Source organism: Pseudoduganella aquatica, assembly GCF_009857595.1.
Lineage (GTDB): Bacteria > Pseudomonadota > Gammaproteobacteria > Burkholderiales > Burkholderiaceae_D > Rugamonas > Rugamonas aquatica_A.
Window position 1 is genome coordinate 1 of the sequence record NZ_WWCU01000051.1, and the last position, 20660, is coordinate 20660.

Here is a 20660-nt window from a genome sequence, read left to right on the forward strand (position 1 = left end):
ATCAAAGGCGCCGCCAACCGCTCGTCGGTCGGCACGCTGGTCGAACGCACGACCGGCTTTGTGGTGCTCGCCAAGATGGACAACGCCACCACCAAGGCGGTCATCGACAGCTTCTCCGCTGTGCTCAACCGCGAGCCGGCGGCGATGCGCAAGACCATGACTTACGACCAGGGCCGCGAGATGCACGGCCATAAAATCCTTACCGCGCGCACCGGTGTCCAGATCTATTTCGCCGACCCGCACAGCCCTTGGCAGCGCGGCTCGAACGAGAACACCAATGGGCTGCTGCGCCAATACATGCCGAAGGGGTCCGACCTGTCGATCTACTCGCAGGACGAGCTCGACGCCATCGCCTTATCGCTCAATACGCGCCCCAGAGCAAGGCTCAATTACGAATCGCCACTCGTCGTTTATACTCAACACATCGAACTGCTACAACATCCAACTGACACTGTTAATTAACCCAGTGTTGCGCTTGGTATTTGAAACCGCCAAGACAATCCCAAGGCAGATTCAGGATAGCATGTTGCCCAAGTGGAAAAATCACGAATTGTCACTGGGGCCGCTGACTTAGCAGGGTGATCCTGCGCAGGCGTTAATCTCAGCAAGGAAGCCTTCGGCAAGGTAGCGCGGGATCTTGTCGAATTCGCTGAGCACGCGGGCGCGGAATTCTTCATGCTCGTGCCAGCACTCGGCGGGCACGCCAAAATAGTTGACGGGACTAAGGCACATGGTCAATCCGGGCCAGTGTTTTTGCAAGGTCATCAGATAGCGGCGGCTTGAGCATATTTTCCCGATGACGAGGACACTTTGAATCGCGGCGGGGTCCATCACCTCGGCCACCCTGGCGCGGCCGAAGCGGACGTTTTCGCCGGTGTTCGTGGCGGCGCTTTCCAGTATGAGAATGGATTCGGGTATGCCCAGCGCGATCAGCTGTTCGGCGATCATGTCCGCCTCCGCTATCGGCGATGATCCGGTGCAGCCTCCGGATATCAGCAAGCGCTTGAACATGCCCTTCTGCCACAATTCATGCGCCGCTTCGCAGAACTCTGGCACGCCGTGGCGGGTGCCGAAAAGGAATCCCAGGTCCGAAACCCGCGCGGGGAATGACGGCATTACGTAGTCGGCAATGCGTTGCAGATCGTCTTGTGTCATGGGGAAGCCGTTCAAGCTGCCAGCGCAGCCAGGCGCTTGGGCTTGCTCAGGGCGGATAACGCTTTGTCGTAGGACCATTGCAGCAGCTCGGCCAGGTAGTCTGCCGGGAAGTGCTGGACGTTGACGATGGTGACCCAGTGGAAGCGGCCCATGTAGCGGGCGGGTTTGACGCCGGGGACGCCGGTCAGTTCCACAAAGCGGTCGGGCGAAGCGCGGAAGCTGAAGCGCCAGCGCTCGGGCTCGCTGGTCTTGAAGTAGGCGAAGGTCTTGCCGCCTACCGCGTACACCAGGATGTTGCTGGGGGCGCCGTGCAGGGTCTCGGTGGCGCCGGGGAATCCGGCGCAGTGGGCTTTGAGCTGTTTGGTGTCCAATTGTTTGTTCTCCGACGGAGCTGGCGGGTTACGCAGCGGAGCTGCTAACCCGCCCTACGGGTCTCAGCGTCCCCAAAAAAATAAAACCCGCAGTGTGCGGGTTTTATAGAGTGCTGCCAGGCTTAGGCTTCGGCTACGCGTTTGGCGATGTGGGCCAGGGATTCTTCCACCTGGTCCACCAGCACCAGGCACAAGTCTCCCGGCTGCAGGCGCGCCAGCGCTTTGTCGATGGCGATGAACTCGCCATTGATTTCGTCGATGTGCGTGGTGCGCGGCGCGCCGGTCAGGCCCTGGCGCAGCAGCGCTACCACTTCGCCGTCGGCGCGGCCGCGCTGGCACTGGTCCTGGTACAGCAGCACGTCGTCGAAGGCTTTGCCGAGGATTTCGGTCTGCTGGCGGATGTCTTCGTCGCGGCGGTCGCCGGCGCCGGAGATCACCACCGAACGCCGCTTGCCCGGCAGCGCGTCCACGGCCTGCACCAGCGCCAGCATGGCATCCGGATTGTGGCCATAGTCGGCGATCACGGTGGCGCCTTTGTAATTGAACATATTGAAGCGGCCGGGCGCGTTGTCGCTGTCGTTGGCGAAGGTGGCCAGGCCCTTGCGGATCGACTCCCAGTCGATGCCTGCGCCCCACGCGGCGGCCACGGCGGCCATCACGTTCTCAACCTGGAAGCCAATGGCGCCGTTGCGCGTGATCGGCACTTCGGACAGCGGCACCGCTTCCGCGTGCTTGCCTTCGGCGGCGATCAACTGGCCGTCTTCGATGTAGACGGTGCGGCGGCCTTGCGCCAGATGCGTGGCGATAACCGGATGCTCGCGGTCGGCGCCAAAGAAGGTGACCTTGCCTTTGCAGGACGCGGCCATGCCGGCCACGATAGGGTCCATGGCGTTCAGCACGGCCACGCCGTTCTTGTCCACGTTCTGCACAATGACGCGCTTGAGCACCGCCAGGTCTTCCACGGTGGTGATGTAGTTCAGGCCCAGGTGGTCGCCCGCGCCGATGTTGGTCACCACGGCCACTTTGCAGCGGTCGAAGGCCAGGCCTTCGCGCAGCACGCCGCCGCGCGCGGTTTCAAACACGGCCGCGTCCACGTCAGGATGCTGCAGCACGTTGCGCGCGCTGCGCGGGCCGGAGCAGTCGCCGCTGTCGGTGCGGCGGCCGTTGATGTAGACGCCGTCGGTATTGGTCATGCCCACGCGCAGGCCGCTGGAGGCCATCAGGTGCGCGATCAGGCGCACGGTCGTGGTCTTGCCGTTGGTGCCGGTCACCGCCACCACGGGAATGCGGCCGTCGTCGCCTTCGGGGAACATGGCCGAGATGATGGCTTCGCCCACCGGACGGCCCTTGCCGTAGGATGGCGTCAAATGCATGCGCAGGCCGGGCGCGGCGTTCACTTCCACCACGCCGCCCGCCTGGGCTTCGATAGGCTGCAGCAGGCTGTCGCACACCACGTCCACGCCGCAGATGTCCAGGCCTATCATCTGCGCCGCTTCCACCGCGCGCGCCGCTACTTCAGGGTGCACGTCGTCGGTCACGTCGGTGGCGCTGCCGCCGGTCGACAGGTTGGCGTTGTTGCGCAGGGTGACGCGCTGGCCTTTGGGCGGCACGGAGTCGGCTTCGTAGCCTTGCAGCGCCAGGCGGCCCAGCGCGATATCGTCAAAGCGGATCTTGGTCAGCGAGGTGGCGTGGCCGGAGCCGCGGCGCGGGTCGGCGTTCACCAGGTCCACCAGTTCGCGCACCGAATGCACGCCGTCGCCCACCACGTGCGGCGGGTCGCGGCGCGCAGCGGCGATCAGCTTGTTGCCGATCACCAGCAGGCGGAAGTCGTGGCCCGGCAGGAAACGTTCGACCAGGATGTCGTCGCGGAATTCGCGCGCGGCGTTGAAGGCCTTGGTCATCTGCTCCTGGGTGGTGACGTTGACCGTCACGCCCTTGCCCTGGTTGCCGTCCTTCGGTTTCACCACGACCGGCAGGCCGACTTCGTTGGCGGCGGCCCAGGCGTCGTCCGCGTCCACTACGGTGCGGCCGTGCGGGACCGGCACGCCGGCGGCGTCCAGCAGCTTCTTGGTCAGTTCCTTGTCCTGCGCGATGGTCTCGGCGATGGCGCCGGTGGAGTCCATTTCGGCAGCCTGGATGCGGCGCTGGCGCGAGCCCCAGCCGAACATCACCATGGAACCCTTGGTCATGCGCTTGAACGGAATGTTACGCACCACGGCCGCGTGCACGATGGCGCCGGTGCTCGGGCCCAGGCGCACGTCTTCGTCCAGGTCGCGCAGTTGGGCCAGCGCGCCGGGCAGGTCGAAGGGCTGGTCGTCCAGCGCGGCTCTCAGCAGCTGCTCGGCCAGTTCCACGGCCAGACGGCCCACTTCTTCTTCGGTGTACTCCACCACCATCTGGTAGATGCCGGTTTCCAGCGTCGCCGTGGTGCGGCTGAAGGTGACCGGGCAGCCCGCTTCGGCTTGCAGCGCCAGCGTGGCCACTTCCAGCACATGCGCCATCGGAATCGCGTCGTTGTGGCCGATGGGCTGCAGCGCCGCAATCCCAGGGAAGCGCGCACGCAGGCGCACTTCGAAACCGGGCAGCTTGTCGATGTTTTCCTCGTCGGGCGTGCAGGAGACGATGGCTTCAACCGCCGTGTGGTGGCTCCAAAGATTGGGACCGCGCAGCGCGCGGATGCGTATAACTTCCATTACCTGTGTCCTGTGTGGTGGTCTGCGTGATACGTGTTGTTTTAGTTGGCCTTGAAGGTGCGCAGCGCGGCGGCGATCAGGCTGGGCTCGAGCTCAAGCGCCCAGCCAGCCGCGATCGCGGCCAATACTGCTTCTTCGTTGCCCGCCTGGCCGGCCGGGATGCAGGACAGCGGCAGCATCGCCACCTCGTTGGCGCCGGCCGCCAGCACAAAGCCGGTCGGGCGCAGGAACACCGCGCGCTCGCCGTCCTGGCGGTGCTCGACGATGGCCGGCAGCTGCTCGTCCAGGCCGTAGAAGATCACGGAGCCGTCGCACAGCTCGGCCATTTCCACCACTTGCGGCTCGGCCGCGTTGAGCACGGCGGCGCCTTCCGGCAGCACCACGTCCACCTGGGTGCGCAGCACGCCGTACATGTCGTCTTCGTCGTTGATGTAGAACTCGGACAGTTCGCCATGGCCGCCGGTATCGGTGACGATGCCCACGGCGCATTTGTCGTAGGCCAGGCCTTCGCTCAGTATCATGCGGCTGCCGTTATGGAACACGGCCGCTTCCACGTTGCGGTTCAGCAGCAGGCGCTGGCCCGAATCCCAGGCCGACAGCGGGCCGCGCGGCACTTTGCGTCCGTTCAGGTAAATGCCTTCTTCGCAGCTCAGGCCCACAGACTTGCCGCTCACTTGCAGCAGCCAGGCGGTCAGGTTGGCGATCAGCGCGCTGTGGCGCTCGCCCGCCACACCCACCACGGGAATGCGGCCGGTGTCGTCCTGCGCGAACAGCTGGTCCACGATGGCCGCGCCCACCGGGCGGGGCTGGCCGCCTTCGGCCGGCTTCAGGTGGGCCAGCAGGCCGGGGCTGGCGTTGACTTCGATAATGGCGCCGCCCTGCTCTTCCAGTGGGCGCGAAATATCCTGCGCCACCAGGTCGATGCCGGCGATGTCCAGGCCAATCACGCGCGCGGCCAGGGTGGCCATTTCGGCGGTGTCCGGGTGCACCAGGTCGGTCACGTCCACCGCCACGTTGCCGTTCGGCTGGATCAGCACCTTGTGGTTGGCTGCCGGCACAGATTCGTGCGTCATGTTCTGGCGCTTCAGCTCCAGGATGATCTCGGCCGATACGTCCGGCTTGATCAGGCCCAGCGGGGAACCTTCGGTCTCGCCGCGGCGCGGGTCGATATTGATGTGCATATCGCACAGCTGCTTGATGGTGTGCTGGCCGTCGCCGGTAATCCACAGCGATTCGCCCTTGGCGGCGGCGATCAGCTTCTTGCCCACCACCAGCAGGCGGTGCTCGTCGCCGGCGATGAAGCGCTCGACGATCACGCTCTTGCTGCCGCCCTTGCGCGCGGCCAGCTCGTAAGCGGCGGCCACGTCGGCTTCGGTGGTCAGGTTCAGCGTGACGCCGCGGCCGTGGTTGCCGTCATAAGGCTTGACCACGACCGGCAGGCCGATGTCTTCGGCCGCTTCCCAGGCTTCCTCGGCGCTGCGCACCAGTTCGCCTTCCGGCACTGGCACGCCGGCCGAAGCCAGCAAGCTCTTGGTCAGGTCCTTGTCGCTGGCAATGCCTTCGGCGATGGCGCTGGTGGCGTCGGTCTCGGCGGTCCAGATGCGGCGCTGGCGCGAACCGTGGCCCAGCTGCACCAGGTTGCCGTCGGTCAGGCGGATGGAAGGAATCTTGCGGTCGGTGGCGGCGTCCACGATATTGGCCGTGCTTGGGCCAAGGCACAGGGACTCGACCATGTCGGTCAGCTCGGCCACGGTGGCGGCCAGATCATACGGACGGTCCTCGATGGCGGCCATCAGCAGCTCGCGGCCGGCGGCCAGCGCGGCGCGGCCCACCTGCTCCTGGCGCGTGCGGAAGGCCATCTTGTAGGTGACGCCGTGGTCCGAGGTCTGCCGGGTTTTGCCGAAACCGGTGCGCATGCCAGCCAGGTTCTGCAGCTCCAGCACCACGTGCTCAAGGATATGGCCGGCATAGGTGCCGTCGCGCAGGCGCTCGTTGAAGCCGCCGCGCTCGCCCACGCCGCAGCGATGTTCGACCAGGTGCGGCAGCAGCGCGGTCAACCGTTCGTACAGGCCGGGGATTTTATCGGAGGGGAAATTTTCGAGCTCGCCAATATCCAGCCAGGCCTCGATTACCGGGCGGTAGGTCCAGATATTAGGTCCGCGCAAGTGTGTTACACGGAGAAATTCAATGTCTTTCTTCTTTGTCATGTTTTTGCTCTTGTACCTCTTGCGGTATACTCCGCAAAAGCGAACCGCCGGCGGCGGTCACCCCTCTTTTATTTCGTCAAATGATGAATAACTGACAGAATACCGTAAATCGCTGCCAAGCCGCTGTTCGCTCTTGGCCTTGCTAATGACGATACTATCCGCTATTTTCCCACTGTTTCAATTTCCTTGCCACTTGGCAAAGCCCGCACTGGAGTATGTTGCACAATGATAACAAAACAGCTTTCTTCGGAACTCAGCCATACAGAACTACCAGAAGTATGGCGTGCCGAAGTGCAACAACAACTTTCCAACGGGGAAAACGTTTCAAGTGCGCTGGAGGTTGACCTCGACGCGCGCTTACATTTTTCCAAGGGCCTTGTGCTCGTCACCGAGCGCCGCATTATGGCACGCGCGCCGGGGGAAACGGTATGGCAATCTTGGCCTTACGGACAGGATTTGACGCTAAAACTGCATGACCATGCGGGCGTCGGCCACCTGGAGTTATTTAACCAACAAGGCCGATTGGCCAACTGGCGCTTCACCCTGGGCCAGAATCTGCTGGCCATCCGCTTGTCCGAAAAGTTCGCCGCGCTGCGCGAGAGCTTTGTCACCGGCCAGCCGATCGTGCGCGACGAGGAGCACATCTGCCCGTCCTGCAAAGCCCCGCTGGAGCCGGACCAGGACGAGTGCCCGATCTGCACCAAGGTGGTCTACACGCCGCCATCCACCTGGACCCTGTTCCGCCTGTGGCGCTTCGCCAAGCCTTACCAGTGGCCGCTGCTGGCCGGTTTCCTGCTGATGCTGCTGAGTACCGCCGCGCACATGATTCCGCCCTACCTGACCATGCCGCTGATGGACAATGTGCTGATTCCTTACCAGAGCGGCAAGCCGGTCGACAAGATGCTGGTGACCATGTACATGAGCGGCCTGCTCGCCTCGGCCGTGCTGGCGTGGATACTGGGCTGGGGCAAGACCTATGTGCTGGCCCTGGTGTCCGAGCGCATCGGCGCGGACCTGCGCACCACAACCTATGAACACCTGCTGCGCCTGTCGCTGGAATACTTCGGCGGCAAGCGCACCGGCGACCTGATGTCGCGCATCGGCAGCGAATCGGACCGCATCTGCGTGTTCCTGTCGCTGCACCTGCTGGACTTCGCCTCCGACGTGCTGATGATTATCATGACCGGCGTGATCCTGGTCTCCATCGACCCGTGGCTGGCCGCCATCACCCTGCTGCCGCTGCCCTTTATCGCTTGGCTGATCCACCTGGTGCGCGACCGCCTGCGCACCGGCTTTGAAAAAATCGACCGCGTGTGGGGTGAAGTGACCAATGTGTTGGCCGATACCATCCCCGGCATCCGCGTGGTGAAAGCCTTCGCCCAGGAGTCGCGCGAAGCGGGCCGCTTCCGCGTGGCCAACAAGCACAACCTGGCCGTGAACGACAAGCTGAACAAGGTGTGGTCGCTGTTTTCGCCCACCGTGTCTTTCCTGACCGAGCTGGGCCTGCTGGTGATCTGGGTGTTCGGCATCTACCAGGTATCGCAATCGCACATCACGGTCGGCGTGCTGAGCGCCTTCGTGGCTTACTCCAGCCGCTTCTACGGCCGCCTGGATTCAATGAGCCGCATCGTGTCCGTTACGCAAAAATCCGCCTCGGCCGCCAAGCGCATTTTCGACATCCTGGACCACGTATCGTCCGTGCCGGAGCCGTCCAACCCGGTCAAGATCGACAAGGTCAAAGGCAATATCGCGCTGCGCGAAGTGGGCTTCCGCTACGGCAACCGCGCCGTCAACCGCAACATCTCCATCAATATCAAGGCCGGCGAAATGGTGGGCCTGGTGGGCCACTCCGGTTCGGGCAAGAGCACGCTGGTCAACCTGATCTGCCGTTTCTACGACGTGACCGAAGGCGCCATCCTGCTGGACGGCGTGGACATCCGCGCGCTGGGCGTGTCGGACTACCGCCGCAACATCGGCCTGGTGCTGCAGGAACCCTTCCTCTTCTTCGGCACCATCGCCGAGAACATCGCCTACGGCAAGCCGGACGCCACCCGCGAGCAAATCATTGCCGCCGCGCGCGCCGCGCATGCGCATGAATTCATCCTGCGCCTGGCGCAAGGCTACGACTCCATGGTGGGCGAGCGCGGCCAGGGCCTGTCCGGCGGCGAGCGCCAGCGTATTTCAATCGCGCGCGCGCTGCTGATCGACCCGCCTATCCTGATACTGGATGAGGCAACCGCCTCGGTGGACTCGGAAACCGAGAAGGAAATCCAGAAAGCGCTGGACAACCTGGTGACCGGCCGCACCACCATCGCCATCGCGCACCGCCTGTCCACGCTGCAAAAGGCGGACCGCCTGGTGGTGCTGGACCGTGGCCGCGTGGTGGAAGAAGGCGGGCACGACGAACTGATGGCCGCCGAAGGCGCCTACTACCGCCTCTACATGGCGCAAGCGCGCAACGTCGATACCGACCTTGACGATTCTCCGGGAAAACGACATGACGACTAATCTCACCCTCAACACCAGCTTCACCCTGGCGCGCGACAGCTTCGGCCGCCTGAACCTGACCGACGCCGCCGGCGCCCTGCACGAAAACGTGTCGCCGGTGCGCGCCTTCCCCATCCAGGCGCCCGAACAGGGCATCTCCCTGGTGAGCACGGACGGCAAGGAAGTTGCGTGGATAGAAAGCCTGGGCGAGCTGTCCGGCGCCAACGCGGCGCTGGTGCGCGAGGAACTGCAGGGGCGCGAGTTCATGCCGGAAATCGCCCGCATCCTGTCCGTGACCAGCTATGCCACGCCGTGCACCTGGAGCGTGGACACCAACCGCGGCCCCACCGAGTTCGTGCTGCGCGGCGAGGAAGACATCCGCCGCATCGGCAGCGACACGCTGCTGGTGTCGGACAACCACGGCATCCACTTCCTGATCCGCAACCAGTACGAACTGGACAAGCACAGCAAGAAGATCCTGGACCGCTTCCTGTAATGAAGCAGAAATCGCTCTCGGCCGGCGCGGTCATCCTGCATGGCAGCGGCGAAGCGCGCCGCTACCTGCTGATGCGCTGCTTCCAGTACTGGGACTTCCCGAAAGGGATGGTCGAGCCGGGCGAATCGCCCTTCCTGGCCGCGCAGCGGGAAATCTACGAGGAAGCCACGCTGCGCGACCTGGCCTTCCCCTGGGGCGAGCAGTTCACGGAAACCGCGCCCTACGGCGACGGCAAGGTGGCGCGCTACTACCTGGCCGTGAGTCCCACGCGCGACGTGGTGCTGGGCGTAAGCGAGGAACTGGGCTTCCCAGAGCACGACGAATTCCGCTGGGTGGACGTGGACGAAGCGCGCTCCCTGCTGGGCGCCCGGGTGCGCGCCGTGCTGGAGTGGGCGCACCAGCTCAGCGCCACCCCCCCGGCCTCCCCGTCCGCCTGAGCACACCACGAAAGTAGTCAAAAAGCAACATCCTTTGCGCTGCCAGCCAGCACTAGGTGCTGCTTTTTGTTTACATTGTTTTCCCCCGGGTCTAGCATCATAGGCGTGGGCAATTTTGATTGCCTATGAAGAAACCACGCCGGAGACCGCCATGAGCCGCACCCCACTCGTCCGCCAACTTAGCCTGCTGCTGGCAGCCGGCTGGCTGGCTGCGGTGGCGCCGCAAGCCTGGGCCAGCGACGCCACACTCCCGTCAACCCCGTCCCAGTCTTCCGCAGCCCTCACCCAGCCCGCCGCCGCGTCCGCATTTGATGCGATCGAACAGCCAGACCCGCTGTCGCTGTCGGCCGCCAACAGCTTTACCCACGTCTACCTGACTCCCGCCGGCTTCTCGCGGACGCCAGCCAATGACAGCAACGGCAGCCGCCTGCACCTGCCGCGCCAGGACCCGGATCTGGACGCCATCGATCCCTATGGCGGCTCGCGCTACCCGGCCAGGCCGGACGACGAGATCAGTCCCGCCGCGCTGTGGATTTCCGGGCTGGGCCTGCTCACCGCCACCATTTCCGGCATTCTGCTCTATGCGCGCAACCCCATTTCGCGCAAGCGCAAGTACCGCAACCGGCCCGGCGAATCGCGCCGCAGGTAAAAGCCCTACATCCCCTTGAACCGATGCTGGAAACGCTGGCTCACCGGCAGGCGCGCCGCGTGGCCGCGCAGTGACAGCCACAGCGCCCCATCGCCATCCCTGACGGCGGCAGCGATACGCTTTACCGCCACCACATGGCTGCGGTGCACCTGCCAATAGCCCGCCTCGTCCAGCATCTCGGCCAGCTCCTTGAGCGGCGTGCGGATATGGGCCTCGAGCTTGTCCGTCACCACCCGCGTGTACTTCGCCTCCGCCGAAAAATAGACCACGTCCGCCAGGTCGATGAAATGGATGGTCTGGCCGACGGACGCCTGCAGCCAGGACGGCGCGGACGGTTTCGGCTGCAGCCGCGCCATCAGGCGCGTAAGGTCCGGCGGGGGCTGGTTCAGGCGGGCACGCACACGCTCAACGCAGCGCGCCAGCCGGGCCGGGTCGGCTGGCTTGAGTACATAGTCCACCGCGCCCTCGTCGAAAGCCGCCACCGCGTGTTCATGGAACGCGGTCACGAACACCACATGCGTGCGCAGGCCGAAGGTGCGCGCCAGTTCCAGCCCGCTGAGCCCCGGCATGCGGATATCGAGAAAGGCCACGTCCGGCGCCAGTTCCTGCGCCATGCGCAGCGCCTGGTAGCCATCCCCCGCCTCGCCCACCAGCTCGGCCTCGGGCCACAGCCGGCGCAGCGCCTCGGCCAATTCGGCGCGCAGCAAAGGCTCGTCGTCCGCAATCATCACGCGCGGACGCGCCGCCATAAATTCATTCATGCCACCGTCCCCGTCGATACAGCCGCCGCGCCGGCCCAGGACAGGGGCAGCCGAAGCTCGGCTTCCGTCCGCCCCTCGCCGCCAGTCCGCAGTTCAAATCCCGCGCTGTCGCCGAACTGGGCCGCCAGCCGCTCGCGTACATTGCGCAAACCCACGCCGCTGCCGAACACCGTTTGCGCCAGTCCAGCGCCGCTGTCGGCCACCAATATATGCAAAACCCCGCCTACCTGCGCAGCGCTGACGCTCACACGCACTTCGCCCGGCTTGGCCTCCACCCCGTGCCGCACCGCGTTTTCCACCAGCGACATCAGCATCAGCGGCGGCATGGCGGCCAGCTTCAGCTCCGCCGGGCAGGCCACGTCAAACGACATCCGCTCGCCGAACCGTATCGCCATCAGCGCCAGATAGTGCTCCGCCAGCTCGCACTCGCGTCCCAATGTGGATGAGGGCGTGCGCATATCGGGCAGCGCGGTGTGCAGATAGGCGATCAGATGGTCCAGCATGCGCACCGCCTTTTCCGGCTCATGCCGCGCCAGGTAGCGCGTGTTCGCCAGCGTGTTGTACAGGAAGTGCGGCTCGACCTGCGCCTGCAGGGACTTGAGCTCGGCCGCCAGCGCGGACTGCTTTAGCCCAGCCATTTGCAGCGCCTGTGATTGCCGCCGCAAAGCCGCCAGCGGGAACGCCAGCAGCAAAGCGCACAGCGCCAAAGCGCTACCGAAAATGCGGCCATCGCCCAAGCCGTCAATGCCAAGCCCAGCTTTCAGAACGCGATAAACCAGCACGGCGCCACCCGCCCCCGCAACCACGCCGGCTGCCAGGCCGGCCCACGCCCAGGCCCAGCCTTGGTCCTGGGCGGACTGCTGCGGCGGCAGTACCAGCCGCACCAGCAGCAGCAACGCGGCAGCGATGGCCAGCGCCGCCAGCAAGGCGCCGAACAACGCCAACCACGCCAGCGAATGCTTGTGCCACGCGGCCACCACCAACAGCAGCAATATGGCGGCGCTGGCCGCCGCCTGTTTTCCGCTACAGCCGGCCAGCCGCAGCAGGGCTGGCGCAGGCCCCAGTTCCGCCTCCGGAAATGCCGTACCCGCCATTACAGCGCAGGCTCCAATGGCAGCGTGCGGGTGCGCGCAAAGACATCAACCGGCACGTCTTTGCCTACTACCTCCACACTGATATTGTCGATCCACGTCTCGCCGGAACCCCGGCTGATCAGGCCAAGTGACACCATGCTCGCATCCTCAGCCACATCCAGCACCACGCTGCGGCGTTCCCATACCATGGTGCCTTTCATTGGCTTCTCCACGGTGTTGTAGAACGATGCCGAGTGCTTCCGCGGCGTATCAACCCGCATCCACAGGCCTGCATAGCCGCTCACCGCGTGGGTCATGACGTCCGCCTGCAGACGCAGCCTCTTGCCACGATAATTCTCGGCCGAGAACTGCTGCATGAGCGTTCCGAAGCTCGTACCGTCGCCCGAAACCATGCGCAGATACTTGGCGCCCCTGTTTCCGCTGGCGCTGCCGTCGAGATCCACGCCGGTTCGATACATTTCCGGCGACTTTCCTGAAACGAACCAAGGTTCTGGTACTGAGGAAGCCGGCTGCGCCATCGCCAATACACAAGCTGCGGCCGACGCGGCAGTAAGTACAAAGTGAGGTTTCATAATGCATTTTCCCATGGCATGACCAAATTGTCATGCCGGCCACTTTGCCGAAACGGGAACCGTTTGGGGGCTCCGTGCGACAAGCGCGCCCCGGCACCGACCAGCGCACGCAAAGCGCGACGAATGCGTTACATTAGTGTTTTTTTAATTGACCAAAAACCATGCCGACCATGCCCGCCGGACGCATCCTGCTCTCCGCCCTCGTGTTCCTGCCGCTGCTTGCGCGCGCAGCCTGCACCTCGCCCACCCAGCCCCTGAACGAGGAAGGCTACGTGAAGATAGGCGGCATCGAGCAATGGGTGACGATCAAGGGCAGCAGCTGCGCCAACCCGGTGGTGCTGATTGTGCACGGCGGCCCCGGCAACCCCATGAGCCCCTATGCCGCCAAGCTCTATGGCCCATGGGAGAAGGACTACACCCTGGTGCAGTGGGACCAGCGCGGCGCAGGCCGCACCTACGCAAAAAGCCCGCCGGCGGAAGGCGAAACGCTCACGCTTGAACGCCTGGCCAGCGACGGCAACGAAGTGGCCAGCTACGTTTCCCGCCACCTGGGCAAACAAAAACTGATCCTCATGGGCAGCTCCTGGGGCTCCATCCTCGGCGTGCACATGCTCAAAGGGAGCCCGTCCCAATATGCGGCCTATGTCGGCACCGCCCAGGTGGTAAACGGCACCGGCACGCAGATCAGCAGCTATGCCGCCGTGATGGCGATCGCGCGCGCCACGCAGGACCAGGACGTGACAGCTAAGCTCGACGCCCTGGGCGCCCCGCCCTGGACCAACCCGCGCAACTTCGGCGTGCTGCGCCGCGCGGTACGGAAGTATGAAGGCCAGCGCACCGAGCCCGCACCGAAGGAGTGGTGGCAGCCCGAGGCGCAGTACGCAACGCCCCAGGCGCAAGCGGACTACGAGGCAGGCGAAGACTACTCCTTCGTACAGTTCGTCGGCATGAAAGGCGACGGCATGGCCTCCAAGGTGAACCTGCCCGCGCTGGGCACAAGCTTCCCCATGCCGGTCTTCATGGTGCAGGGAGCGGACGACTTGCTGACGCTCCCGCACGACACGCGCCGCTATTTCGACAGCATCAATGCGCCGCAAAAGGAATACATCACCGTTCCCCGCACCGGCCACGATCCCAACCAGCCCATGCTGGACGCCCAGTTCAAGCTACTGCAGGAGCGCGTGCGCAAGCTGGCGCTGTAGGCGCGCTTACCAGTTGCGCTCCAGGCCCACCCGCAGCGTTGGCGACGCTGCGGTGCGGGTCGCCAGCCGCTGCACGCCCTCCGCCACCAATACACTGTCCCAGCCCGTCATATCCCGCCGCAGCAGATTCAGCGCGCCTGCGCGCAGCCGCGTTGCGCCGTCCAGCTGCCACACTGCGTACAGATCCAGCTTGCGCACGCTGCCCGCCGCTGAAGCCTCCGTAGCCGACAACTGCGTGCGCGCGCCGCGCTCGTAGTTAAAGTCCGCGCCCATCTTCAAGGACGGCAAGGCCTGCCAGTCCGCGCCTGCATTCAAGCTGAACGGAGCCTGCCGGTCCAGGCGATTGTCCGGCCCAGGCACGTCAGCCACACGCGACCAGTTGCGCGCCAGGTTGCCCCGCAGCGACCATGCATCCGACAAAGCCGTCTTGGCCTCCAGCGCCACGCCGCGCGCATCCGCCCGTCCCGCATTCGACGGCATCCGTATCCACCGTCCGCCTTCCCTGAACAGCAGGGGCTGGGTGACAGCGTCTATCCGGCGCGCGTAGGCACTGGCGCTGAACAGGCCGTCCTTGCCGAAGTAATGGTCATAGCCCGCGTCCAGTCCCCACGCCAGCTCCGGCCGCAGCCGGGGATTGCCTTGCGTGTCCGGATTCGTGGCGCTGTTATTGTTGTCCGTCGTGTAGCGGCGCGGTATCAGTTCCGCCATCGTGGGCGCCTTGTAGGTACGGGCCAGGCCAAGGCGGAACTGCCGCTGCGCAGACAGCTTGTATAGCGATTGCAGCACAGGACTGAGCACCGGCGAACGCTGTACGATCGCGTCCGCAGGCTGCAGTGCGGACGCTGTGGCAACCGCCGTCTCCAGCGCCTCCCAGCGCACGCCGGCCGACAGCGACCAGCCGCGCCCCAGCTCCCATTCGTCCTGCGCATACAGCGCCACGCGCTTCACCACGCCGCGATGGCGCTCGTCGTAGGCCATGCCCCTTGTGTAGTCCTGCTCCTCGCGGGTTTGCGTGCGGCGCGTGTGTCCGCTGTCCCAGCCGATAGCCAGCGCGTGCCCTCCGCCCAATGGCAGCTGGTACTTGCCGCTGAAGGTGGCGGCCAGCTCGCCGATGTCCGCGTGCACCACCTTCAATGCCGGCGAACGCGCGCTGCCCGCCAGGGTATGGAAATCAAAGTCAGAACTGCGCGGGTTGACGGTGAAGCCCAGCTTCGCCTCCCAGCGCGCGCCCGACTCCAGCGCCCGCTGCCAGCTCAGGTCATTGCGCAGCAAGGCGCCGCGCAGCACCACCATGCGGTCGTGGCTGGGGTATTGGCTGGGCGCACCGGCCAGCACGGTCTCGTGCGCCTCCACCCCCATGCTGCGCTCGTACAGGTTCAGGAAGGACTGCACGCTGACCGTATCATCGCGCCGGTTCCAGCTCACGCGCGGCGCAATGCTGGCCGTACGCGACACGTTGGTGTCCCGCTGCGGACTCACGCGCGACAGCGGCAGCGCGCCGTCGGGCGCAGTCACCGTCTCGTACTCCACGCGCGAGACCGGCGCCGCCGAGCGGTTCGCCGTCGCCGCCACCGTGTAGCTGTAGCCGTCTCCCTTGTCCGATGCCTGCCAGGACACATTCGGCGACAGCTTCGGATACAGTCCGCCAGCCAGCGCGTCCAGCCCCAGCTTGCCCTCCTGCCGGGCGCGCGGCGCGCTCTTGCGCAGGACGATGTTGATAGTTCCCGCAATCGCCTGCGTTCCCAGTTCGGCGGACGCGCTGCGCAGTATCTCGACTTTTTCAATCAGCTCCGGGGCCAGGCTCTCCACGGCAAAGCCCTGCGGCGCGGCCACGCCGTTCAGCAGTATCTGCGTGTAGCCGTTGCCCAGCCCGCGCATGCGGATCTCGCTGCCCTTCCCGCCTCCCGTGCCGATGCTCACGCCGGCAACGCGTTTCAGCACATCGGCCAGCGTGCGGTCTCCCTGGCGCTGCAAGTCCCGCCCGGAAACGATGATGCTGGCCGCAGTCTCCTCGCGGCGCTGGTCCACCTTGGCGCCGGCCACTTCTATCTTCTGCATGTCCTGGGCCGCTGCGGGAAAAGCGAATGCAGCGGAAATAGCGGTGGCGAGCGCATGGGCGCAAATGCGTGGTTTCATGGTTATCCTTAAAAGCTGTGGACGTGCGAAGTCCTGCCGCGCAGGCATGGACTTCGTACAAACGGTGGGAATTAGTTGGCCAGTGCGGCCGAGCGGGCGCGTAGCGCCGAGGGAGACGCGTTGGCGTCCAGATTGGCGATGAGCTGCGCCGGGTCGACATGTTCGCCGCCGCGCAGCACTTCCAGATGCAAGTGCGGCCCGCTCACGCGCCCGGTGGCCCCGGACAACCCTATCGCCTGGCCGGCCGCCACCGTATCGCCCGCACGCACAGAGCGCCGGTCCAGGTGCGCATACATGGAGCGCAGGCCCTTGCCATGATCGATAACGATCACCTGGCCGTACTTCGGCTGCCCGTCATACAGCCCGGTCGACTCGACCACCGTGCCGGCGGCAGGCGCCAGGACGGCCGTGCCGCGCTTCGCCGCGAAGTCTATGCCGTGGTGGAAGCTGTCGCTCGAGGGCAGCGGCTTCTTGCGCGCGCCATAAAAACTGCTTACCCGCGCCGATTCCAGCGGCGCGCGCCATTGCGGCAGGCCAGCATCGCCAGGCTGCGCGCCGCTGCGCTGCGCAAGCGTGGAAGGCACATCGCCTGCCCGCCATGCAAATGCGGGCTGCAGCAGCACGCTTGCGGCCAGCAGCGCCACCGTGCCGGCGCCGAGCAAGGCCTTGCCCGCAATACCCAGCGCGCCGGCCCCGCCATCCCGAATCAGCTTGATGCGGTCGCCCAGCGCAGCCATCCCGGTTCCGCCGAATGCAGGCGTCGCATAAGCGCCGGACATCATCGCCTGCTGCAATTTCAGCTGCGCCACCAGCGCTGCCGCGTAGCTCTGCCGCTGCTGCGAAGGGCGGCCTGCCAGCACCTGCTGGTCGCAAGCCAGTTCCAGCGCCCAGTTCATCTTGATGCGCATCGAGCGCATCACGGGATTGAACCAGAACAGGGTCTCGAGCAGCAGGCTGGCGTGCAGCCATACGTGGTCGCGGCGGCGCCAGTGCGTCAGCTCGTGCGCCACGATCAGCTGCTGTTGCTGCGCATCGAACTGCGCCAGATGGCTGGGCAGCAGCAAGCGCGGCGCCACCAGGCCGACCAGCATGGGCGACACCGGCACCGGCGTCTCCATGACCGGCGGCCCGCGATAAGGCGACACGCCGTCAAACCCGGCATGCGCCCGCAAGGCCGCGCCGCTGATACGGTCGGCCGTGCGCAGCAGCGCCCGCAGCGCGCGCTGCGCCTGGACCCAGCGGGCAAGCGCATACAGCAGGCCGGCAGCGTAACAAGCCAGCCAGGCCAGCGACACGAGCGGCAGCCAGCGCGGCACGGCAGCCGCCTCCTCGCGTGCTGTGCCCAACGCGCGCGCGGCGCCAGCTGAGCCCTTTGCGCCGGAAGCTCCGGCCTGCTCCGCATCATCCCCGCCACCGTCCAGCGCATCCCATACTGAAGCGCCATGCTCCGGCTCCGCCAGCACAATCGCCGGAAGCACGCTGATCTGCTCGCTGCGCGGCAGCAGCGCCAGCATGAACGACAGCGCAACCACCAGCTGCGCCAATAGCCAGACCGCGCGTTGCGCCGCGATCTCCGGCCACACCCGCTCCGCCAGCTTCAGCAGCACCCAGGCCAGCGCACCCGCCACCACGCAGCTTGCACTCGCCAATAAAAACAGGGAAACAGCCTGCATGCTCACTCCTTCTCGGCGGGCCAGTCCTGCAGCAGCTGGTCCAGCGCGGCCAGCTCCTGCTGATCCACCAGCTTGCTGCCGGTGAACATATTGACGGGCAGCGGCGCATCCATCTCCATCACGCGCTTGCCGAAGTCATGGGCGAAAGCGGCCAGCGTGGCCACCTTCTCCAGTGCCGCCGTGTAAACGTTCACGCCATGCACGGACTGCTGCGCCACCATCTGCTTCTCCAGCATCCGGTCCAGCGTCTTGCGGGTGGATGAGTACGACCACTCCAGCTCATCCACAACCCGCTCATGGATCTCGCGCGCGCTCAGCGGCTGCTCCTTCCACAAACACTTCAACAAACTCAATTCCGTTACCGATGGCGTAGACATAGCCTCCCCTCTGTGACTAGAGACGCCATCATACGACAACTGTCGCACGGCCACAATGCTTTTATGCGACAGCTGTCGCACCGGGGCGTGCGGATATGGCACTTGGGTGAACTGGCGCACCGAGCCGCAGCGTCCCCTGCCTCAAACTGGCCCTGTTTTAATTCACTCACCAGCCTGAGGAGGCCAGTATGCGTACCGATAAATCCCCAACCAAAGCCACTCCCAAACGTATCCCCACCGAACCCGGCGCCAGCGACGCCATCAGCCTGCTGGTGGAAGACCACGAACACGTTAAAGACATGTTCGAGCAGTTTGAAAACATGACCGACCGCGCCGTGGTCGGCAAAAAGAAACTGGCCGACGAGATCTGCGCCGAGCTGACCAAGCACACCACCGTGGAAGAGGAAATCTTCTACCCGGCCGTGCGCGGCGCCGGCAAGGAGTTTGCGGACATGATAGACGAGGCCGTCGTTGAACACGCCTCCGCCAAGCAGCTGATCGCCGAGATCGAAGCCATGAACCCAGGCGACGACCTGTACGACGCGAAAGTGAAAGTACTGTCCGAGCTGATCGAACACCACGTGCGGGAAGAAGAAGACGAGCTGTTCCCCAAAGTGCGCAAAACCAAGCTGGACCTGGTGGCCCTGGGCGAACAGATGGCCGAGCGCAAAGCAGAGCTTTAAGCTATCCGCAGCGGCGGCGCGGCATTGCGTGACTTACGCAACCCGCCGCGCCGTCGGCAGCCGCAGCAGGTAGACCGTCACGCCGCAGGCAATCAGGAACAGCATCACCTTCAGCCCGATATAGGGCACGCGGTACATCGAATACGCCATCGACGGCCACATCATCCCCAGCGCCAGCACCTTGCCGCGCAAGGGTATCCCCCGGCCGTCCTCAAAATCCGACAAATAGCGCCCCAGCGCGCCGTGGTTGCGCAGCCATTGATGCAGCCGCTCCGAACTGCGCGCAAAGCATGCCGACGCCAGCAGCAGGAACGGCGTGGTCGGCAGCAAGGGCAAAAACGCCCCCACCACAGCAAGCGCGAGGAAGATGCAGCCGAGGGCGATAAGGATGAGCTTCATGGTGGACGCAGTATAAACCAGCCCATCCATACCCTGCCCATCACGCATGCTGTTCATTGCAGTATTTTCTATGCGATACTCGCCAGCGCTCCAACAGGCAAACTCAACAACAAGTGCAAAACAATAATTTCGCAGAATTCACGTGAAGATAGCTTTCGAGTGCCCAGTTTGCCATTCTTTCGGCGGCGACCGTGGCAAGAACATCCCCGGGTTCCTGGGCGTTTGCCAGCATTTACGTGCTGGCGCGTCCGCTCTGGTTCAAATAAGGCTCGCCATGCTCAATTACCGCCAACTGGCGCTGTGCGCCCTGCTGCTGCCGGCCCTGGCTGCGGCGCAGTCCTTCGACATTGCCATTACCGTGGACGACATGCCGGTGCACGGCCAGCTGCCGCGCGGCATGAGCTGGCTGGGCATTGCGGAAACCCATCTGAAAGTGTTCAAGGCCAACGGCGTGCCGGAGGCCTTCGGCTTTGTCAACGCCGGCAAGATCGCCGCCACGGCCGACGGCGAAGCGGTGCTCGACGCCTGGCGCGCCGCCGGCTACCCGCTGGGCAACCACACCTACAGCCATATGAATCTGTCGCGCGCGCCCACGCTGGACGCCTGGTACGCCGATGTGGTGGCCGGCGAGCCGCCCGTCGCGGCGCGCATGGCGGGTGCGGACTGGCGCTATCTGCGCTTTCCCAACCTGAGCACGGGCGGCGAGCGCCAGCAGGACGCGCTGGCCTATCTGCACGCACACGGCTACAAGGTCGCCGACGTCAGCCTGGCCTTCAGCGACTGGGTCTACACGGACGCCTACGCCCGCTGCGTGGCCAAGGAAGACACGGCCGCCATCGCGGCCATGAAAACCGAGTACCTGGCCAATGTGGACAGCGCCATCGTCCGCATGAAAAACCAGTCGCAGCGCGTGTACGGCCGCGTGATTCCGCAAGTGCTGCTGACGCACCTGGGCGGCTGGAGCGCCGTCATGCTGCCGGACGTGATGTCGCGGCTGAATGCGGCCGGCGCCCGCTATGTCACGCTGGCGCAGGCCCAGTCCGACCCAGCCTACGGCCTGCCCGGCGGCGGTTCGGTCATTTCCCGCACCGCCAGCCAGAAGGGCATTCGCCTGCCGGACAGCAAACCGGCCGCGCCGCCGCTGGAAGTCGACAAGCTGTGCCGCTGATGGCCGCTGCGCTGGCGCGGTTGAAATAGTCATCCGCGTGAGCAGACGGGGCGGTTTTCCCGCCCACCTGCCATGCTAATATTTCAGTGCCCCATTTTCC

The 20660-nt window shown here is 65.1% G+C and carries 19 protein-coding genes; 8 read left to right on the forward strand and 11 right to left on the reverse strand.

Annotation, left to right across the window (positions count from 1 at the left end; genetic code table 11):
• Nucleotides 1-462: IS30 family transposase (locus tag GTP77_RS27060; protein WP_161075264.1), on the forward strand; the 462-nt coding region annotated here is incomplete at its 5' end.
• Nucleotides 463-570: 108 nt separating this feature from the next.
• On the opposite strand, the gene GTP77_RS27065 is transcribed toward GTP77_RS27060, so the two are convergent.
• The 4 genes from GTP77_RS27065 to GTP77_RS27080 all read right to left on the reverse strand — a co-directional run bounded on the left by GTP77_RS27065 (nucleotide 571) and on the right by GTP77_RS27080 (nucleotide 6426).
• Nucleotides 571-1155 carry a YdcF family protein gene (locus GTP77_RS27065; protein ID WP_161075265.1) on the reverse strand — a complete coding sequence of 195 codons (585 nt, stop codon included), beginning with the start codon at nucleotides 1153-1155 and terminating at the stop codon, nucleotides 571-573.
• Nucleotides 1156-1166: 11 nt separating this feature from the next.
• The gene (locus GTP77_RS27070) at nucleotides 1167-1526 is read right to left on the reverse strand and encodes an MmcQ/YjbR family DNA-binding protein (RefSeq protein ID WP_161075266.1); all 360 of its coding nucleotides are present in this window, start codon (nucleotides 1524-1526) and stop codon (nucleotides 1167-1169) included.
• Nucleotides 1527-1648: 122 nt separating this feature from the next.
• Nucleotides 1649-4219: a cyanophycin synthetase gene (gene cphA / locus GTP77_RS27075; RefSeq protein ID WP_161075267.1), complete on the reverse strand. Its 2571-nt coding sequence runs from the start codon at nucleotides 4217-4219 to the stop codon at nucleotides 1649-1651.
• 41 nt (nucleotides 4220-4260) lie between these two features.
• The gene (locus tag GTP77_RS27080; RefSeq protein ID WP_161075268.1) at nucleotides 4261-6426 is read right to left on the reverse strand and encodes a cyanophycin synthetase; all 2166 of its coding nucleotides are present in this window, start codon (nucleotides 6424-6426) and stop codon (nucleotides 4261-4263) included.
• Between the two features lie 225 nt (nucleotides 6427-6651).
• Between GTP77_RS27080 and GTP77_RS27085 the strand changes: the two genes are divergently transcribed.
• The 4 genes from GTP77_RS27085 (at nucleotide 6652) to GTP77_RS27100 (ending at nucleotide 10495) form a co-directional block, all read left to right on the forward strand.
• Nucleotides 6652-8934 (forward strand): cyanophycin metabolism-associated ABC transporter, encoded by a 2283-nt coding sequence (locus GTP77_RS27085; RefSeq protein WP_161075269.1) that lies wholly within the window; start codon nucleotides 6652-6654, stop codon nucleotides 8932-8934.
• Nucleotides 8924-9409 carry a cyanophycin metabolism-associated DUF1854 family protein gene (locus GTP77_RS27090; RefSeq protein WP_161075270.1) on the forward strand — a complete coding sequence of 162 codons (486 nt, stop codon included), beginning with the start codon at nucleotides 8924-8926 and terminating at the stop codon, nucleotides 9407-9409. Before GTP77_RS27085 ends, GTP77_RS27090 begins: the two co-directional genes overlap by 11 nt.
• On the forward strand, nucleotides 9409-9846 hold the full coding sequence (locus GTP77_RS27095) for an NUDIX domain-containing protein (RefSeq protein ID WP_161075271.1): 438 nt from the start codon (nucleotides 9409-9411) through the stop codon (nucleotides 9844-9846). The genes GTP77_RS27090 and GTP77_RS27095 overlap by 1 nt, the downstream gene beginning before the upstream one ends.
• A gap of 151 nt (nucleotides 9847-9997) precedes the next feature.
• Nucleotides 9998-10495 carry a hypothetical protein gene (locus GTP77_RS27100; protein WP_161075272.1) on the forward strand — a complete coding sequence of 166 codons (498 nt, stop codon included), beginning with the start codon at nucleotides 9998-10000 and terminating at the stop codon, nucleotides 10493-10495.
• 5 nt (nucleotides 10496-10500) lie between these two features.
• On the opposite strand, the gene GTP77_RS27105 is transcribed toward GTP77_RS27100, so the two are convergent.
• Genes GTP77_RS27105 through GTP77_RS27115 form a run of 3 tightly spaced genes read right to left on the reverse strand, consistent with a single transcriptional unit; the run spans nucleotide 10501 to nucleotide 12922 of the window.
• Nucleotides 10501-11256 (reverse strand): LytR/AlgR family response regulator transcription factor, encoded by a 756-nt coding sequence (locus tag GTP77_RS27105; RefSeq protein WP_161075273.1) that lies wholly within the window; start codon nucleotides 11254-11256, stop codon nucleotides 10501-10503.
• On the reverse strand, nucleotides 11253-12350 hold the full coding sequence (locus GTP77_RS27110) for a sensor histidine kinase (protein ID WP_161075274.1): 1098 nt from the start codon (nucleotides 12348-12350) through the stop codon (nucleotides 11253-11255). The genes GTP77_RS27105 and GTP77_RS27110 overlap by 4 nt, the downstream gene beginning before the upstream one ends.
• Nucleotides 12350-12922, reverse strand: a complete 573-nt coding sequence (locus GTP77_RS27115) for a transcriptional regulator (protein ID WP_161075275.1) — start codon at nucleotides 12920-12922, stop codon at nucleotides 12350-12352. Before GTP77_RS27115 ends, GTP77_RS27110 begins: the two co-directional genes overlap by 1 nt.
• A 161-nt stretch (nucleotides 12923-13083) precedes the next feature.
• On the opposite strand from GTP77_RS27115, the gene GTP77_RS27120 reads away from it, so the two are divergent.
• Complete coding sequence (locus GTP77_RS27120) at nucleotides 13084-14124, forward strand: alpha/beta fold hydrolase (protein WP_223149404.1); 1041 nt, start codon at nucleotides 13084-13086, stop codon at nucleotides 14122-14124.
• Nucleotides 14125-14130: 6 nt separating this feature from the next.
• On the opposite strand, the gene GTP77_RS27125 is transcribed toward GTP77_RS27120, so the two are convergent.
• The 3 genes from GTP77_RS27125 to GTP77_RS27135 form a co-directional block, all read right to left on the reverse strand.
• Nucleotides 14131-16260 (reverse strand): TonB-dependent receptor plug domain-containing protein, encoded by a 2130-nt coding sequence (locus tag GTP77_RS27125; protein WP_161075276.1) that lies wholly within the window; start codon nucleotides 16258-16260, stop codon nucleotides 14131-14133.
• Between the two features lie 71 nt (nucleotides 16261-16331).
• Nucleotides 16332-17933, reverse strand: coding sequence for a M23/M56 family metallopeptidase (locus GTP77_RS27130; protein ID WP_161075277.1), 1602 nt, complete (start codon nucleotides 17931-17933; stop codon nucleotides 16332-16334).
• A gap of 2 nt (nucleotides 17934-17935) precedes the next feature.
• Nucleotides 17936-18310, reverse strand: a complete 375-nt coding sequence (locus tag GTP77_RS27135; protein WP_161075278.1) for a BlaI/MecI/CopY family transcriptional regulator — start codon at nucleotides 18308-18310, stop codon at nucleotides 17936-17938.
• A gap of 188 nt (nucleotides 18311-18498) precedes the next feature.
• On the opposite strand from GTP77_RS27135, the gene GTP77_RS27140 reads away from it, so the two are divergent.
• The gene (locus GTP77_RS27140) at nucleotides 18499-18993 is read left to right on the forward strand and encodes a hemerythrin domain-containing protein (protein ID WP_161075279.1); all 495 of its coding nucleotides are present in this window, start codon (nucleotides 18499-18501) and stop codon (nucleotides 18991-18993) included.
• Between the two features lie 33 nt (nucleotides 18994-19026).
• On the opposite strand, the gene GTP77_RS27145 is transcribed toward GTP77_RS27140, so the two are convergent.
• The gene (locus GTP77_RS27145) at nucleotides 19027-19449 is read right to left on the reverse strand and encodes a YbaN family protein (protein WP_228892447.1); all 423 of its coding nucleotides are present in this window, start codon (nucleotides 19447-19449) and stop codon (nucleotides 19027-19029) included.
• Nucleotides 19450-19666: 217 nt separating this feature from the next.
• Between GTP77_RS27145 and GTP77_RS27150 the strand changes: the two genes are divergently transcribed.
• Nucleotides 19667-20560, forward strand: coding sequence for a polysaccharide deacetylase family protein (locus GTP77_RS27150; RefSeq protein WP_161075280.1), 894 nt, complete (start codon nucleotides 19667-19669; stop codon nucleotides 20558-20560).
• The last annotated feature ends 100 nt before the right edge of the window (nucleotides 20561-20660 follow it).

Coding starts and splice junctions, on each gene's coding strand:
- GTP77_RS27105 (WP_161075273.1), bottom strand. CDS start 11,256: ATGAATGAATTTATGGCGGCGCGTCCGCGCGTGATGATTGCGGACGAC.
- GTP77_RS27135 (WP_161075278.1), bottom strand. CDS start 18,310: ATGTCTACGCCATCGGTAACGGAATTGAGTTTGTTGAAGTGTTTGTGG.
- GTP77_RS27120 (WP_223149404.1), top strand. CDS start 13,084: ATGCCGACCATGCCCGCCGGACGCATCCTGCTCTCCGCCCTCGTGTTC.
- GTP77_RS27150 (WP_161075280.1), top strand. CDS start 19,667: ATGCTCAATTACCGCCAACTGGCGCTGTGCGCCCTGCTGCTGCCGGCC.
- GTP77_RS27115 (WP_161075275.1), bottom strand. CDS start 12,922: ATGAAACCTCACTTTGTACTTACTGCCGCGTCGGCCGCAGCTTGTGTA.
- GTP77_RS27095 (WP_161075271.1), top strand. CDS start 9,409: ATGAAGCAGAAATCGCTCTCGGCCGGCGCGGTCATCCTGCATGGCAGC.
- GTP77_RS27100 (WP_161075272.1), top strand. CDS start 9,998: ATGAGCCGCACCCCACTCGTCCGCCAACTTAGCCTGCTGCTGGCAGCC.
- GTP77_RS27145 (WP_228892447.1), bottom strand. CDS start 19,449: ATGAACAGCATGCGTGATGGGCAGGGTATGGATGGGCTGGTTTATACT.
- GTP77_RS27110 (WP_161075274.1), bottom strand. CDS start 12,350: ATGGCGGGTACGGCATTTCCGGAGGCGGAACTGGGGCCTGCGCCAGCC.
- GTP77_RS27065 (WP_161075265.1), bottom strand. CDS start 1,155: ATGACACAAGACGATCTGCAACGCATTGCCGACTACGTAATGCCGTCA.
- cphA (WP_161075267.1), bottom strand. CDS start 4,219: ATGGAAGTTATACGCATCCGCGCGCTGCGCGGTCCCAATCTTTGGAGC.
- GTP77_RS27085 (WP_161075269.1), top strand. CDS start 6,652: ATGATAACAAAACAGCTTTCTTCGGAACTCAGCCATACAGAACTACCA.
- GTP77_RS27140 (WP_161075279.1), top strand. CDS start 18,499: ATGCGTACCGATAAATCCCCAACCAAAGCCACTCCCAAACGTATCCCC.
- GTP77_RS27125 (WP_161075276.1), bottom strand. CDS start 16,260: ATGAAACCACGCATTTGCGCCCATGCGCTCGCCACCGCTATTTCCGCT.
- GTP77_RS27090 (WP_161075270.1), top strand. CDS start 8,924: ATGACGACTAATCTCACCCTCAACACCAGCTTCACCCTGGCGCGCGAC.
- GTP77_RS27130 (WP_161075277.1), bottom strand. CDS start 17,933: ATGCAGGCTGTTTCCCTGTTTTTATTGGCGAGTGCAAGCTGCGTGGTG.
- GTP77_RS27080 (WP_161075268.1), bottom strand. CDS start 6,426: ATGACAAAGAAGAAAGACATTGAATTTCTCCGTGTAACACACTTGCGC.